This window comes from Williamsia sp. Y721 (assembly GCF_059683565.1).
The window spans coordinates 537,011-551,057 of the sequence record NZ_JCASNH010000002.1 but is presented as its reverse complement, the minus strand read 5'-3'; the positions used below and the strand labels follow the sequence as shown (position 1 = coordinate 551,057).

Below are 14,047 nucleotides of genomic sequence, written 5' to 3'. Positions count from 1 at the left end.
TGGTTAAGCTGCCTCCATGGATCTACTACGCAACGTCGTAATACTTCTGCACATCGTCGGTTTCGCGGTCACCTTCGGTGCCTGGGTGGCCGAAGCGGCCTCGCGTCGATTCCGGACCACTCGCGTGATGGAGTACGGGCTGCTGCTCTCACTCCTGACCGGTGTGGCACTGGCCGCGCCCTGGCCTGCGGGGATCGACCTCAACTACCCGAAAATCGGCGTGAAGCTGGTGATCCTGGTGGTGCTCGGCGCAGTCCTGGGCATAGGAAGCGCGCGTCAGCGGCGCACCGGCGAGCCCGTCCCGCGGCCGCTGTTCTACGCGGTGGGCGCGCTGTCGCTGCTGGCCGCCGGTATCGCCGTCATCTGGTGATGTTGGTGGACTGGCCTACGTAGAGTCCACGCCCGGTGACGAGCGGCAGATCCAGCGTGGTGCGGATGCCGGGGTCTGCGGCGATCACGGCGGGGATGGCGTTCACGATGCGGCCGGCAGCAGCAACGATCGCGGCGTGGTTGTGGTCGCCTTTGATACTGGTCGGGCAGATGTCCACGGTGTAGTTGGGCTCGCCGATGATTTCCACCCGGTAGGAACCGCCCTCCTGGGCGGGTCGTGCCCAGTCCGGACGAAGGTCGTCACGCAGTCTGGTGACGTGTTCGACGACGATGGCGGAGTGCCCGTCGACCTTGCCGTGGATCTCGAAACGCATGGCGGCGACCGTCCCCTTCTCGATCCGTCCGACGGCAACGTCGAACGCCTCGGGCGCGGGTTCGAGCTCGAAGTTCTCGGTGATCTCGTCGACCTCGATGCCGAGACCGGCCGCGAGCTGGCGAATCGTTGTGCCCCAGGTGAAACCGAGGATGCCGGGCTGAAAGAGGATCGGGAGCTCGTCGAGAGGCTTGCCGAATCCCATCACGTCGAACATCACGATCGCGCCGTCGTAGGTGGCGTAGTCGGCGATCTCCATGACGCGGACCTGCTCGATCCTTTGGCAGGTGCCTGCCAGCGCCAGTGGGATCAGGTCGTTGGCGAAACCGGGGTCGACACCCGTGATGAATATGCTGGAATCGCCTTGTTGCGCCGATGCCTGGACCCGGTCGATGTTCTTGTCGGGCAGCAACTGCCACGGGTACTGCAGGATCACCGGCGCCGAACCGACCACATCGACGCCGGCTTCGAGGATCTTCTGACAGTCCCTGAGTGCATCGCCGGTACGGGTGTCACCCATCGCGCAGTACACAACGCAGTCGGGCTTCGTTGCCAGCACCGCGTCGATGTCGCCAACCGCGGTGATGCCGGTGGTGATCTCGAGACCGGCCAGTTCGCCGGCGTCTTTACCCACCTTGGACTCCGTGGAGACACCCACCGCGGTGAGTTCGTAGTCCGGGCTCTCGATGAGCTGGGTCAATGCCAGGCGACCGACATTGCCGGTGCCGATGTGGGCGACGCGAATGGACATCGATGTTTCCTCGTAACCTGTGGTGCGAACGATGGTCGGCACCGACGTGCCGCTGATCCCTTACAGGGTTTTGTGCGGTACGTCCGTCACCAGTCCGCCGTCCACGACGAACTCGGTGCCGGTCGCATAGGACGATTCGTCACTCGCAAGGAACAAGACGAACGTCGAGATCTCGTCTGACGTGCCCGGTCGGCCGAGCGGGATGGTCACCAGATCATCCGGGAACTTCTCCGTCATGGGCGTCCGGATCATCCCGGGATGCAACGAATTGACCCGGATGTTGTGTGGAGCCAGTTCCAGCGCAACGGATTTCGCGAGCCCACGGACGGCCCATTTCGTGGCGACGTAGCCGTGGGCCCATGGTGCTCCGCGGAGGCCCTCGATCGACGAAACGTTGATCATGGACCCGCCACCGGCGGCGATCATCGGATCCGTCGACGCCTGGATCCCGAAAAACGTGCCGGTGAGATTGACGTCGATGATCTTCTGCCACTTGTCGTGCTTGAACCCCTGGATGGAACTGCCGTTGGCGATACCGGCGTTGTTGACCAGTACGTTCAGCTTGCCGAACTCGCCGACAGCGGTGCCGACCGCGGCTTCCCACTGATCAAACTGCGACACATCGAGGTGGACGTAGCGCGCTGCGTCGCCGAGCTCGTCGGCCAACGCCTTGCCCTCGTCGTCCAAGATGTCGCCGATCACGACCTTCGCGCCTTCGGCGACGAGTAGGCGTGCATGCGAGGCACCCATCCCGCGAGCGCCGCCACTGATGATTGCAACTTTTCCGTCCACGCGTCCCATGGGGCGTCACGCTACCTGCATCGTCGGACACGTGTCCAGACTTTCGTCTGAACTACTGTCGGAACCCGGCGACGCTCTTGGTGCCGAGGTGGGTTCAGTGCGCCCGCTCAACCCCTGACGCTCGGCGGTTATCGACTCACATCAACCGGTGATCCGTACCGCGATCTCGGCGGCGAGGGCCAGTGACCCGGGGTCGTCGGTTGCGACGTATCGATCGGCAGCGGCGTCATAGGCTGCGCCGGCTATCGACCCGTGATCGGCGTCGAGCTCGACCAATTCGACCGGCCACGACCACTTTTCGAGTGTCGCCGCGAACTTCCGGCTTGCTGCTGGCGGTACGGCGTCGTCGCGCACGCCGTGTAGCAGGGTGAACGGCACCCGCTGTGCGGACTGCGGGGGTTGTTTCGGCAGGTACTCGCCGGTGATCGGGTCCGTGGCCATGAAAGCGCCCGCCAGGCAGATCGTTCGAAGGATTCCGAGATCGAAGTCGCCGGCGTGGATGGTCAGGCTCGCAGCCGCCAGACCTCCGAGGGACCAGCCGACGAGGACGATGCCGTCGGTGTTATCGGGGCCGTCGTTCGGGTTCGCCGCGAAGTGCGCCGAGGCGAGCAGATCCGCCCGGCCGTTGTCCGCGGCGTGTGAGTTCCAGTCGGCTGCGATGACATGGAAACCTCGATCCGCCACGAGTTCGGCGAGCGGCCGCACCGCGGCCCGTGCGTCGGTTTGCATTCCGTGCCATAGCAACACCGTTTGCGAATCCGGTGCGCCGAACACATCTGCCAGCCGTCCCGGTGCGTATTCGATGGTCTCCATGCCTTCGAGTCTGCCCGACTGCCGGGCGGTTCAAACCTCGGACGCATAACGCCGGGCCACTCTTCGGAACGCGGATCAATCACGTCGCGGATCAATCACCCTGTGCAACAACCGCGGCGACCAGGCTGTGGATTGCTGCCGCGAGCCGGTCGGTGTGATCGGTCCGAATATGTTCGAGGACGACATCGGGGTCGAGAGTGCTCAGCAGTACTCGCGCCAGGACCGTGGCATCGACGTCTGGTCTGGCCTCGGCGAGCAACTGGGCGATGTGGCGATGCCAGAAGGCGTTGATCTCGTCCGCTTGGGAATGAGAGGTCGCGTTGTCGTACGCGATCATGAGCTCGACGTTGTCCACGATCAGCGCGAACATGGCGTCGAAGAAGGCGAGGAGTCTGTCGGCGGCGGGTGCGCCCGGACCCAACGGGGGAGGCCCGTCGATCACGGTCTGGCGAAGGGTCTGGGCCCGTTCGACCACCAGCTCCCTCATCAGCCCGGCCCGGCTGCCGAAGCGGTGAAAGATGGTGCCTTTGCCGACTCCTGCGGCGGCCGCGATCTGGTCGATGGAGATGTTCCCGGCACCGTATTGGGCTAGTAGCAGGTCGGTCGTGTCCAGGATGGTGCGTCGATTGCGAGCGGCGTCGCTTCGTTCGCGCCTCAAACCCTGCTGACTCATATCTGCACCCTATTGGTTGACATGTTGACCGCCGGTCCATATTCTACGAGAAGCTCTAAATTGACCGCCGGTCATCTTATGGATAGGCCTTCGGTGATGGGCGTCCAGGCAACGTCGCCGAGCCGATTTTCCTTGTTGCACAACAGATCCGTCGTCATCTCAGATGTCGGGAAGGACACCGCGCATGGCACATTTTCCGAAACCGCCAGAGGGAAGCTGGACGGAGCATTTCGGTATCGACACCGCACCGATGTCGTACGACGACTCGATCAGTGCCGACTACTTCGAGGTCGAACGTGAGGCCGTTTTCGGGCATTCGTGGCTCAATGTCGGACGGGTCGAGCAGGCCCTGGCGGCCGGTACCTATTTCACCAAGCCTATCGATGCGGTCCGTGCATCGGTTGTTGTCGCGCGCGGCAACGACGGAGAGCTGCGCGCCTGGCGATACGCCATCGGCGGGCGGTTCGCGTTCTTGCAGAACGCGACCTTTGATCCCGACAGTGCCGAAGACGGTTTGACCCCATTGCAAGTCGACGTCTGGGAGGGGTTTGTCTTCGTCAACTTCGACGATGAGAACACTCGGTCGCTCGGCGACTATCTCGGCAAGTTCGCCGCCGGCATGACAGGGTATCCCTTCGGGAAACTGACTCAGGTCTACAAGTTCCGGTCGCATGTGCGGAGCAACTGGAAGCTGTACATCGACGCGTTCGCCGAGTTCTATCACGCGCCGGTGTTGCACTCGAAACAGTATGTCTCCGATGAATCGAAGAAGCTGATGAACTACGGTTTCGAGGCGCTGCACTACGACATCGACGGACCACACGGCATGGTGTCGTCGTGGGGTGGCATGGCACCGCCCAAGGATCCGATGATGGTCAAGCCGACCGAACGTGTTCTGCGGAGCGGCAACTTCGGTCCCTGGGACAAGCCTGATATTCCCGAACTCGCCTCATTGCCAACAGGACTCAATCCCACGAAACACAGGTCTTGGGGTTTGGACTCCTACGTCTTCTTCCCGAATTTCATGATCGTCGTGTGGGAACCGGGGTGGTACCTGACGTATCACTACTGGCCGACCGCGTACAACGAACACATCTTCGAGGGCACGCTGTACATGGCGCCGCCGGTCACGGCGTCGGACCGCATGCGCCAGGAGGTCGCAGTGGTCACCTTCAAGGAGTTCAGTCTGCAGGACTGCAACACCCTGGAAGCCACTCAGACCATGCTCGAGACCAGAACGGTCTCACGGTTCCCGCTCAACGATCAGGAAGTCCTACTCCGACACCTACATTCGTCGGCGCAGCGTTATGTCGAGGAAGTTGGACGCCGCACCGGAGCGGCGCCTGTTCCAACGGTCCATCAGTAGCGATCTCAGGAGACCGAAACCATGTCCAAGCTTCCCGCTGCCTTCGCCGACCTGGAGCCTTTTGCCGACTGGGCTCTGCAATCCGAAGGCGATCGCTACGCAAAAAGACTGTCGAGCACGATGGCAGAGCTACAAGAATTCTATGACGCGGCGTTTCCACGCCTCGCCGAAGCGGCCAACTACCTCGATACCTTCCCGCTCGACGACTTACCCGACGACGCGTATCAACTTCTCCTGCTGACGTATTCGTTGATCAATGTGTCATTCCCGATCGAGGCATGGCATCAACCTCGGGTACCGGACACCGGTGCGGCAAGCATGGACGCCGTCATCGAACCGGTTCCCTGACATGGGCGTGAAAACGGCGGTTGTCACAGGCGGTGGCTCCGGGATAGGGGCGGCGGTGGCCCGACGTCTCGTCGCCGACGGATACCGCGTGGCCACAATCGATGTGGTTCCTGGTGATGACGAGAATTCTCAGGTCGTCGACGTCACCGACCGGGCCCAGATCGATGCCGCCCTGGAAGTGATCCGCGAACGATTCGGTCCCATAACCATTCTCGTGAATTCCGCGGGGATCGTCGGCAATGCACGGTTCGTCGATATCGACTTCGCTGCGTGGCAGAAGGTCATCGACGTCAACCTGCACGGGACCTACCACTGCATCCAGGCGGTCTTACCCGACATGCTCGCGGCCAAATGGGGCCGGATCGTCAATATCTCTTCGTCCAGTGCGCATTCCGGTCAGCCGTACATGGCCCACTATGTGGCCTCCAAGTCTGCGATCAACGGACTGACGAAGTCGCTGGCTCTGGAACTCGGTCAGGTCGGCATCACGGTCAATGCGGTGCCGCCCGGCTTCGTGGACACCCCACTGCTTCGCCACGACGAGAAGCTCAATCGTCTCGGTGGATCCATCGAGGATCACATCCTGCGGACACCGGTACGCCGGGTCGGCAAACCGGAGGACATCGCCGCGGCCTGCGCCTTCTTGATCTCCGACGACGCCGGTTACATCACCGGGCAGATCCTGGGAGTCAATGGCGGACGGAACACATAGAGCGACGACGGTAGTGCAGAGCTGGGCGTAGTGCGCATGAAAACCGTTCCGGTGCAGCGATGTTCAGGCTAGAATCAGCATGGTGACGTCGACCGCGGCGATGGCGATGGCGCCGTAGAGGGGAGTCCGGCCGGGACCCCGCAACGTCACCAGCGCAATGGCAACGACCACTGCCAGACCTGCCCACATCCACAACTGCTGTGAGTTGGCGACCACCGCGATGGCAGTGGCACCGACGAGCAGGGCGGCTGCGACGTACGGGATCCGGCGGGCGCCCAGGACGTGGGGGAGGCCCCGGACGCCGGTGGCGTCGTCGTCGCCGAGGTCGGGTGCGACGTTCAGCAGGTGACCGCCGACACCGAGCAATCCACTGACCGCGACCATCCACAGCGGTGGCAGATCATTCGGGTCTGCGGTCAAGGTGACGATCACCGGCAGTGAACCGAAGGCGACGAAGTAGGGGAGCCATGACATGACCGTCGACTTGAGTCCGAAGTTGTAGGCCAGGGCAGAGCCGACACCGAACACCAGGTGCACCGTGCCTGCCGCCAACCCGCATGCCATCGATGCCACCACGCAGACGATGGCCGCCACCGCGACGGCCGACCTCGCGGTCGGCAGGCTCAGGTCTCCGGACACCAGTGGTTTCTCTGTCCGCCCGACCTGTCGGTCCCGGTCGAGGTCGATGAGATCGTTGCTCCAGCCGATGAGGAGCTGACCGCTGAACAGGGCGACCGTCAACACGGCAAGCGAGCCCACATCCAGGCCGACGGCGACGCCGAGCGCCGCGGTCAGCAGTGTCACCGCTGCCGATGGGACCACGTGCCCGGCTGCCAGCAGTGCGGCCACCGGTTTCATCGCCATGGGCCTGCACCTTTCCGTTTATCGGCCGAGGCCGCGGATCACGATCGCGGGGACGAGTTGTTCGGCACTGTCCCACGAACCGTGGTTGCCGACAAGCATCGACTCGAACGGTTCGACGGCCGAGCGGATCATTGCGGTGTCGCCACGGGCGGCGGCGACCACGTCACCGATCCTCACGCGCACATTGCCGCGGATCGAGTCGCCGAACCAGCCGGCATCGATCGCGTCGTCACGGCTCAGCACGGTCGCCCGGTCGGCGAGCATGCTCTGCCAGGCGATCTGGACGTCTTCTGCGGCACCGCCTTCGGCGTACACGTGACGCACCCGGGCTTCTCCGGCGATGGCGGTGGTGCCCGCGGTGAGTTCGGGATGCAGGTCGATGTCGAAACGCCCCTGCACTGTGTTGACCATGCCGTGATCGCCGGTGATGACCAGGGCGCGACCCGAAGGCAACTCCTCCGCGAGCTGGCCGACCATGCTGTCGATCAGGCGTAGCTGCTCACGCCAGGACGGTGAGCCGGGGCCGTCGAGGTGTCCGGCCAGATCGAGTCCGCCGTAGTAGGCGTAGCCGAGTGTGGCTGCGGACGTGGACATCTCGGCGAGGATCGCTGCACGTAGGTCGTCGAGATGCTCGGCAACGATCATCTTGTCGGCTCCGCGTAGCGCCGCCCGCGACAACCCGGAGTCGACGTGCAGCGCGGGCACGATCTGCCGCGTGGTGAAACCCTGTGCCCGGCATTTCTCGAAAATCGTTGCGGTGGGTTGAAAATCTTCGGGAACAACGGTTTTGGTGAGTCCGTGGTCGTAGTGGCCGTGGACGCACCAGCGCAGGGAGTTGAGGATCGGCGCTTCGGGCTTGAGTCCCCCGGCACCCGCGCGGAAGGTGTACCCGAAGATGCCGTGCGTGCCCGCCGCGCGTCCGGTGGACAGGCTGGTGAGGCTCACCGCGGTGGTGGCGGGAAATCCGGCCGCCACGGTGGTGGAGTTGTCCATCGCCGCGGCATTGAGATGGGGTGCATCGCGTGGGTGCGCGGCAACCAGTTCCGCCCCGAGCCCGTCGATCAGCAGCAGTGTCGCGGATTGCGCGGGCACCATCTTGAGGTGGTTGTCGAGGTCGGCGGCACCGAGGGAAGCCGCCATCGATTCGAGGACGGCGGACAGGGGCGGCAGGCTGTGGCGCGGATCGAGATCACTCATCGTCGATCACGCTACGTGTGCACGAAGATGCTTCGGGCATGGCCGGGCGTCACCGCGAGCTCGTGGCTGCGCCGCGCGGCAGTGAGATCAGGGATGCGGCGAGGAAGCACAGCGCGCCGATGAAGGTGCCGCCCTGGTCGAGCAGTGGCGCGATCGGCTCGCCAGAGGCGTCCACGTATGCACCGACCGCGGAGAAGCCGAACGCGATCGAGCCGACGGTGTTCAGGCTCGTCGCCGACCAGCCGGGTGCATCGGGCTCGTCGCGGTGCCGGTAGAGGTGAACGGCGTAGACCGCCAGTCCCGAGCTGATGAGGAAGGCGATCGAGCCGTAGACGTCCGGCCGCCAGACGAACCGGTCCTCGTCGACGATCGAGTGCACCACCAGGGCGGCACCGGTACTGATGTTGAAGGCGAGGGTGCCCACCTGCTGCACTGCGGCCGACAACCACTCGGAGATGTGGACCTCTCGACCGGCCTTTCGTGACCCGGCAATGGGTTGCGCAGCACCCCGCAACCGTCCGCAGAGCTGGAGCTGGACGAACGCGGCGAACGTGAAGAACCAGGAGCCGACGAAAAAGGAGCTGTTGGACACCGTCGATCCGGCCCAGTCGGCGAATCCGGGCGCCGAGCCCAGTGCGAAGAGTGCCGACCCGATCGCAAATCCCCAGCATTCGGTACGCGCTGAGTGGCGGATCACGTGCATCAGACTAGCCGGTGTCTCGGAAAAAGGGGCTCTGAGCACCGAAGATCGTGGTTGCAACCCGGATGCAACGGAAGCACTCGTACTGTGTGTCTTAGGTCACATGGGTGGCCGAACGCCGCGCGTCGCTCACCCGTAGGCAACCAGGCGAAGAGGAGCTCAGCATGACCGTTTATGCCAACCCCGGAACACCCGGCGCCGTGATGAACTACGAATCACGGTACGAGAATTGGATCGGTGGCCAGTGGACGCCGCCGGTCAAGGGGCAGTACTTCGAGAACCCGTCGCCGGTCACCGGCAAGACGTTCTGTGAGGTAGCCCGGTCGACGTCCGAGGACATCGACCTTGCTCTCGACGCGGCCCACAAGGCTGCCCCGGCGTGGGGCAAGACCTCGGTCGCCGAGCGGTCGCTGGCCCTGCTCCGCATCGCGGACCGGATGGAGGAGAACCTCGAGAAGATCGCCGTCGCCGAGTCGTGGGACAACGGCAAGGCCGTTCGCGAAACCCTCGCCGCCGACATTCCGCTCGCCATCGACCACTTCCGCTACTTCGCAGGCGCGTTGCGCGCTCAGCAGGGTTCGCTCTCCCAGATCGACGAAGACACCGTCGCGTATCACTTCCACGAGCCGCTGGGCGTTGTCGGCCAGATCATCCCGTGGAACTTCCCGATCCTGATGGCCGTGTGGAAGCTGGCTCCCGCGCTGGCCGCAGGCAACGCGGTGGTCCTCAAACCGGCCGAGCAGACACCGGCCTCGATCCTGTTCCTCGTCGAACTGATCAAGGACCTGCTGCCCGCCGGTGTCCTGAACATCGTCAACGGCTTCGGTGTGGAGGCCGGCAAGCCGCTGGCTTCGAGCAATCGCATCCGCAAGATCGCGTTCACCGGCGAGACCACCACCGGACGTCTGATCATGCAGTACGCCTCGGAGAACATCATCCCGGTGACCTTGGAGCTCGGTGGCAAGAGCCCCAACATCTTCTTCGCGGACGTGATGGCGGAGGACGACGGTTTCCGGAACCGAGCGCTGGAGGGCTTCACGATGTTTGCCCTCAACCAGGGCGAGGTCTGCACGTGTCCGAGCCGGGCGCTGATCCAGGAATCGATCTACGACGAGTTCATCGACCTCGCGGTGGAGCGGACCAAGAAGATCAAGCAGGGCAACCCGCTCGACACCGACACCATGATGGGTGCGCAGGCGTCGAACGACCAGTTCGAGAAGATCGCCTCGTACCTCGCGATCGGCAAGGAAGAGGGCGCCAAGGTCCTGACCGGAGGCGAAACCGTCACACTGGAAGGCGATCTCGCGGGTGGTTACTACATCCAGCCGACCATCTTCGCCGGAACCAACCGGATGCGGATCTTCCAGGAGGAGATCTTCGGTCCGGTGTTGTCGGTGACCAAGTTCTCCGACTACGCCGACGCGATGTCGATCGCCAACGACACGTTGTACGGACTCGGCGCCGGAGTGTGGACGCGTGATGGTGCCACCGCCTACCGTGCGGGACGCGAGATCCAGGCCGGTCGGGTGTGGACCAACACCTACCACGACTACCCGGCACACGCGGCCTTCGGCGGCTACAAGCAGTCCGGCATCGGGCGCGAGAACCACCTGATGATGCTCGAGCACTATCAGCAGACCAAGAACCTGCTGGTGGGTTACGCCCAGGATGCCAAGGGATTCTTCTGATCCACCAGGCATCACCAAGCGCAACAAGCTATTTCATCAGAAAGTGATCTGTGATGACTCCTACTGATCGAGTCGTCGCGACTGAATCCGCCGTGGAGCTCTTGACCAAGTTGTCGGAGCTCCACGGCGGCCTCATGATCCACCAGTCCGGTGGATGTTGTGACGGCAGCGCGCCCATGTGTTACCCGGTAGGGGAGTTTCGTGTCGGCAGCCGAGACGTGCTGCTCGGCGAGATCGAACTCCCGGAACCGCTGCCTGCGGTGCGGGTCTGGATCCAGGGTGACCAATACGAACTGTGGAAACACACCCAGCTCATCCTCGACGTGGTGCCCGGACGTGGTGCCGGATTCAGCCTCGAGGCACCCGAAGGCGTTCGATTCCTCGCCCGCTCCAGGGTCTTCGACGAAGCCGAGAACACCTGGCTCGACGCCTGCCCACCGCGCACGGGCGCCGACGTCACCTGAGCGACGAGGTTACGCCATCTATTCGGCTTCTTTGATCCATCTCGTTGCGTACATCGTGTTCGGGCCAAAGAACTCGTGGACGACGTCATCGACTGCGTTCAAGCCGTTTTCACTGTTGGTCATGATCATCACGCTGCGTCCGGTCGCGGGGTACGCGATGAAAAAGGCCTTGTATGCGCCGTTGTCACCCCAGTGCCAGATCGCGTCCCCGAGTTCGTTGGTTTGCAGCCCGATACCGAGCCCCCACTTGACGTGGTCGATCGCTTCCTTGTCGCTGCCACCATGGTCGGCGCTACCCGCCGCGGTGAACATCATGTCGCGGGTGCCGGGTGTGAGCCCTTCGCCCCCGAGGAGCGCGCCGCGGATGAACTTGTTGTAGTCGGTCGCCGTGGTCCGCAGGGTGTACGCGACGTTCGCCCGGGGGAAGTTTCGGACGGGTTTCGGGGTGCCGTCCGCGGTGTGGCCGACGGACGTGACCGTGTCGAAGGCTGGGTTGGTGACGAGGTCGCTGCCTTTCATCCCGAACCGGTCGAAGACCCGCTTCCGGACCAGTTGTTCGAAGGGTGTCCCGGTCAGCGACTCTACGGTCTTCTGTAGGTAGTAGAAGCCCTCTCCGGAGTACGACCACTGGGTTCCGGGCTCGAAAATGGTTCCTACCGGCGTGGTTTCGAACTCTGGACTCGACGGCCCGGTCGCCCAGTTCGGCAGACCGGAGGTGTGCGACAGCACCATTCTCCCGGTGATCCGTTTCGCAGCCGGGTCTGCCGCGATCCGCGGATAGTCGAAGTAGTCCGACAGCGGGCGGTCGAGATCGAGAACGCCCTCGTCCACCAGTTGGAGCACGACGTACGAGGCCACTACCTTCGTCAGCGACGCCGCTTCGAATACCGTATCGGAAGTCACCGGGCTGCCCGTGGCAACACTCGATACCCCGTAGTTGAACACACGCTCGGATCTGCGGTCCGAATAGATGACTTGGGCGCCGGGAACGCCTTGCTTGATCAAGGCAGCGTTGATCCGCTGTGCGACAGCCACATACGAGTCGTTTGCCGAGGATCCGGTGGATCCGGTGGATCCGGTGGATCCGAGAGAGCCAAGCCAGCCCGGGGTGCTGGACGTGTCGGCCAGGGCCGGAGCAGCAATTGATGCGGAGAGCGCAATTGTACTGGAAAGGGCCACAGCGAGAACAGGTACCAGTACCTTGTGTTGGACAGACTTCACTTGACACCTTTGGACGATTGGTCGACGGACTCGCTGATTCTAGGGCGGGCCGGAGCCGAGATTGCCCCTGTTAACCAGATCCTTACCTACGCAAACGAGATTGAAACAAACAGTCAATTCTGTCGTTCTTCCTGCCACACAACAGGTCCCAAGTGTGCTGCATCACTGTACGGCTGGGAGCCAAATAGCTCCTTCTATGAAGTGGCATCGGCTCGAAGCGGATATAAAGTTGCCGGACTGGCTCGACGCCTGCCCACCGCGTCGGTTCGACGATGTCTCAACGAGGCGGGCGCAGGCCGTCGAGCACAACGGTGAGTAGATGGCGTGCGCGAGTTGGCCATTCGGACGCCTCGAGGCGGGTGAGGTAGCCGATCAGCAGTATGACGTCGCGGGCGTCCACGTCGGGCCGGATGCTTCCGTCGACCTTGCCTGCGTCTAGGAGCAGCGTCAGTGCTTTACCGATCGGCCCGAGGCTGTGCGCTGAAAGATCTTGCCAAACAGCCACTTCCACGGCCGCGAAAATCCACCGTTTGATCTGGGCGTAGTCGGCGACCCGGTCGAACCACAGCGCCAGGGCCACGGTCGGCTCGTTCTCGGCCAGGAGTGCCGGGGCGGCGGCAACCAGCTGTTCGACCTCGACGCGGTAGACCTCGGTGAGCAGATCTTCTCTGGTCGGGAAGTGGCGATAGAGCGTGCCCTGGCCGACCCCGGCCTGCTTGGCGATTGCGTTGAGTTGTAACTCATCTGAGGTTGCGATGAACTCCCGCGCGGCATCGATGATGCGCATGCGGTTCTCGGTTGCGTCGGCTCTTCGGCGGGAGGAGGTCATCGGGTCCCAACCGTACTCGACTGGCTAAGCGGACACGTGTCCGCTACGGTTGAACTCACCTAAGCGGACACGTGTCCGGTACAAGTGAGGGAGTTCTCGTATGTCAGATCTGAGTGGCAAAGTTGTCGCGATAACCGGCGCAAGCAGTGGCATTGGTGAGTCCACTGCCCGCCTGCTCGCCGCGCGTGGAGCAGCGGTGGTGCTCGGCGCCCGTCGTGTCGATCGACTGGCGACAATTGTGGACGACATCAATGCTCGAGGCGGTCGTGCGATTGCCTGCACAACGGATGTGACCATCCCGGACGATCTCAAACGTCTTGTCGCCCGGGCCGTAGAGAAATACGGTCGCCTCGACGTACTGGTGAGCAACGCGGGTATCAGCAAGATCGGGCCGGTCGCAGACCTTGATGTCGAGGGTTGGTCAGCGATGATCGACGTGAACGTTCGAGGTGTGCTGCACGGAATCGCGGCTGCATTGCCGGTCTTTCGGGACCAGGGAGAAGGACATCTCGTCACAACGGTGTCGACGTCCGGTTTGAAGATCGTCCCGAATCAGGCGGTGTACGCAGGCACGAAGAATGCGGTCCGGACCCTGCTCGAGGCGCTTCGACAGGAATCGACCGACGGCGTGCTGAGGACGACATCGATCTCGCCGGGCATGGTCAGCACCGATCTCGCCGATTCGATCAGCAACGACGAAGTACGGGCACAGATCAGGCGGAGTATGAGCGACTTCGGTCTCGACCCGGCGGCCGTCGCCCGCGCCATCGCCTTTGCCATCGAACAACCCAGAGAGGTGGAGATCGGCGACATCGTCCTTCGTCCGACATTGCAAGCCTAGGAGCTACAACCAAGGGCCCTTCCAGTGGCGCGTTGGCGGTCGCATATTCTGCCCGCAGCACCCCGGAAGGAACGTT

At 63.3% G+C, this 14,047-nt stretch carries 16 protein-coding genes; 7 read left to right on the top strand and 9 right to left on the bottom strand.

Annotated elements, in window-relative coordinates:
• The first annotated feature begins 16 nt into the window (after window positions 1–16).
• Window positions 17–370 (top strand): Fe-S protein, encoded by a 354-nt coding sequence (locus AC56PL_RS11305; protein WP_497153880.1) that lies wholly within the window; start codon window positions 17–19, stop codon window positions 368–370.
• Here AC56PL_RS11305 and AC56PL_RS11300 read toward each other — a convergent pair.
• The 4 genes from AC56PL_RS11300 to AC56PL_RS11285 all read right to left on the bottom strand — a co-directional run bounded on the left by AC56PL_RS11300 (window position 360) and on the right by AC56PL_RS11285 (window position 3,741).
• Entirely contained in the window at window positions 360–1,454 is a 1,095-nt protein-coding gene (locus AC56PL_RS11300; RefSeq protein ID WP_497153879.1) for an NAD(P)H-dependent amine dehydrogenase family protein, read from the bottom strand. The genes AC56PL_RS11305 and AC56PL_RS11300 overlap by 11 nt on opposite strands.
• Window positions 1,455–1,514: 60 nt before the next feature.
• On the bottom strand, window positions 1,515–2,255 hold the full coding sequence (locus AC56PL_RS11295; RefSeq protein ID WP_497153878.1) for a glucose 1-dehydrogenase: 741 nt from the start codon (window positions 2,253–2,255) through the stop codon (window positions 1,515–1,517).
• 141 nt (window positions 2,256–2,396) lie between these two features.
• A complete protein-coding gene (locus AC56PL_RS11290; protein WP_497153877.1) occupies window positions 2,397–3,068 on the bottom strand; it encodes an alpha/beta hydrolase family protein in 672 nt (223 codons plus the stop codon).
• A gap of 91 nt (window positions 3,069–3,159) precedes the next feature.
• Window positions 3,160–3,741: a TetR/AcrR family transcriptional regulator gene (locus AC56PL_RS11285; RefSeq protein WP_497153876.1), complete on the bottom strand. Its 582-nt coding sequence runs from the start codon at window positions 3,739–3,741 to the stop codon at window positions 3,160–3,162.
• Window positions 3,742–3,925: 184 nt separating this feature from the next.
• On the opposite strand from AC56PL_RS11285, the gene AC56PL_RS11280 reads away from it, so the two are divergent.
• Genes AC56PL_RS11280 through AC56PL_RS11270 form a run of 3 tightly spaced genes read left to right on the top strand, consistent with a single transcriptional unit; the run spans window position 3,926 to window position 6,167 of the window.
• Window positions 3,926–5,107 carry an aromatic ring-hydroxylating dioxygenase subunit alpha gene (locus AC56PL_RS11280; RefSeq protein WP_497153875.1) on the top strand — a complete coding sequence of 394 codons (1,182 nt, stop codon included), beginning with the start codon at window positions 3,926–3,928 and terminating at the stop codon, window positions 5,105–5,107.
• Between the two features lie 21 nt (window positions 5,108–5,128).
• Window positions 5,129–5,455, top strand: coding sequence for a hypothetical protein (locus AC56PL_RS11275; RefSeq protein WP_497153874.1), 327 nt, complete (start codon window positions 5,129–5,131; stop codon window positions 5,453–5,455).
• 7 nt (window positions 5,456–5,462) lie between these two features.
• Window positions 5,463–6,167: an SDR family NAD(P)-dependent oxidoreductase gene (locus AC56PL_RS11270; RefSeq protein WP_497154291.1), complete on the top strand. Its 705-nt coding sequence runs from the start codon at window positions 5,463–5,465 to the stop codon at window positions 6,165–6,167.
• 63 nt (window positions 6,168–6,230) lie between these two features.
• Here the strand turns inward: AC56PL_RS11270 and AC56PL_RS11265 are convergent, their stop codons facing one another.
• From AC56PL_RS11265 to AC56PL_RS11255, 3 genes are read right to left on the bottom strand one after another with little or no spacing between them, the layout of a single operon-like run.
• A complete protein-coding gene (locus AC56PL_RS11265; protein WP_497153873.1) occupies window positions 6,231–7,031 on the bottom strand; it encodes a UbiA family prenyltransferase in 801 nt (266 codons plus the stop codon).
• Window positions 7,032–7,049: 18 nt separating this feature from the next.
• The gene (locus AC56PL_RS11260) at window positions 7,050–8,228 is read right to left on the bottom strand and encodes an alkaline phosphatase family protein (RefSeq protein WP_497153872.1); all 1,179 of its coding nucleotides are present in this window, start codon (window positions 8,226–8,228) and stop codon (window positions 7,050–7,052) included.
• Window positions 8,229–8,277: 49 nt separating this feature from the next.
• Window positions 8,278–8,931, bottom strand: a complete 654-nt coding sequence (locus AC56PL_RS11255) for a hypothetical protein (RefSeq protein ID WP_497153871.1) — start codon at window positions 8,929–8,931, stop codon at window positions 8,278–8,280.
• A gap of 161 nt (window positions 8,932–9,092) precedes the next feature.
• Here AC56PL_RS11255 and exaC point away from each other — a divergent pair, with 161 nt between their 5' ends.
• Together exaC and AC56PL_RS11245 are read left to right on the top strand one after the other, a co-directional pair.
• Complete coding sequence (gene exaC / locus AC56PL_RS11250; protein WP_495513778.1) at window positions 9,093–10,616, top strand: acetaldehyde dehydrogenase ExaC; 1,524 nt, start codon at window positions 9,093–9,095, stop codon at window positions 10,614–10,616.
• 53 nt (window positions 10,617–10,669) lie between these two features.
• The gene (locus AC56PL_RS11245) at window positions 10,670–11,080 is read left to right on the top strand and encodes a DUF779 domain-containing protein (RefSeq protein ID WP_482136641.1); all 411 of its coding nucleotides are present in this window, start codon (window positions 10,670–10,672) and stop codon (window positions 11,078–11,080) included.
• A gap of 18 nt (window positions 11,081–11,098) precedes the next feature.
• Here AC56PL_RS11245 and AC56PL_RS11240 read toward each other — a convergent pair whose 3' ends face one another.
• Both AC56PL_RS11240 and AC56PL_RS11235 read right to left on the bottom strand, forming a co-directional pair.
• Window positions 11,099–12,301: a serine hydrolase domain-containing protein gene (locus AC56PL_RS11240; protein ID WP_497153870.1), complete on the bottom strand. Its 1,203-nt coding sequence runs from the start codon at window positions 12,299–12,301 to the stop codon at window positions 11,099–11,101.
• Between the two features lie 277 nt (window positions 12,302–12,578).
• A complete protein-coding gene (locus AC56PL_RS11235) occupies window positions 12,579–13,130 on the bottom strand; it encodes a TetR/AcrR family transcriptional regulator (RefSeq protein WP_497153869.1) in 552 nt (183 codons plus the stop codon).
• Between the two features lie 100 nt (window positions 13,131–13,230).
• Between AC56PL_RS11235 and AC56PL_RS11230 the strand changes: the two genes are divergently transcribed.
• Window positions 13,231–13,971: an SDR family oxidoreductase gene (locus tag AC56PL_RS11230; protein ID WP_497153868.1), complete on the top strand. Its 741-nt coding sequence runs from the start codon at window positions 13,231–13,233 to the stop codon at window positions 13,969–13,971.
• The last annotated feature ends 76 nt before the right edge of the window (window positions 13,972–14,047 follow it).

Excerpts from the sequence above, each read along its gene's own strand:
- exaC (WP_495513778.1), top strand. The coding sequence starts at position 9,093 with ATGACCGTTTATGCCAACCCCGGAACACCCGGCGCCGTGATGAACTAC.
- AC56PL_RS11280 (WP_497153875.1), top strand. The coding sequence starts at position 3,926 with ATGGCACATTTTCCGAAACCGCCAGAGGGAAGCTGGACGGAGCATTTC.
- AC56PL_RS11260 (WP_497153872.1), bottom strand. The coding sequence starts at position 8,228 with ATGAGTGATCTCGATCCGCGCCACAGCCTGCCGCCCCTGTCCGCCGTC.
- AC56PL_RS11275 (WP_497153874.1), top strand. The coding sequence starts at position 5,129 with ATGTCCAAGCTTCCCGCTGCCTTCGCCGACCTGGAGCCTTTTGCCGAC.
- AC56PL_RS11245 (WP_482136641.1), top strand. The coding sequence starts at position 10,670 with ATGACTCCTACTGATCGAGTCGTCGCGACTGAATCCGCCGTGGAGCTC.
- AC56PL_RS11300 (WP_497153879.1), bottom strand. The coding sequence starts at position 1,454 with ATGTCCATTCGCGTCGCCCACATCGGCACCGGCAATGTCGGTCGCCTG.
- AC56PL_RS11285 (WP_497153876.1), bottom strand. The coding sequence starts at position 3,741 with ATGAGTCAGCAGGGTTTGAGGCGCGAACGAAGCGACGCCGCTCGCAAT.
- AC56PL_RS11290 (WP_497153877.1), bottom strand. The coding sequence starts at position 3,068 with ATGGAGACCATCGAATACGCACCGGGACGGCTGGCAGATGTGTTCGGC.
- AC56PL_RS11235 (WP_497153869.1), bottom strand. The coding sequence starts at position 13,130 with ATGACCTCCTCCCGCCGAAGAGCCGACGCAACCGAGAACCGCATGCGC.
- AC56PL_RS11230 (WP_497153868.1), top strand. The coding sequence starts at position 13,231 with ATGTCAGATCTGAGTGGCAAAGTTGTCGCGATAACCGGCGCAAGCAGT.
- AC56PL_RS11255 (WP_497153871.1), bottom strand. The coding sequence starts at position 8,931 with ATGCACGTGATCCGCCACTCAGCGCGTACCGAATGCTGGGGATTTGCG.
- AC56PL_RS11295 (WP_497153878.1), bottom strand. The coding sequence starts at position 2,255 with ATGGGACGCGTGGACGGAAAAGTTGCAATCATCAGTGGCGGCGCTCGC.
- AC56PL_RS11305 (WP_497153880.1), top strand. The coding sequence starts at position 17 with ATGGATCTACTACGCAACGTCGTAATACTTCTGCACATCGTCGGTTTC.
- AC56PL_RS11265 (WP_497153873.1), bottom strand. The coding sequence starts at position 7,031 with ATGGCGATGAAACCGGTGGCCGCACTGCTGGCAGCCGGGCACGTGGTC.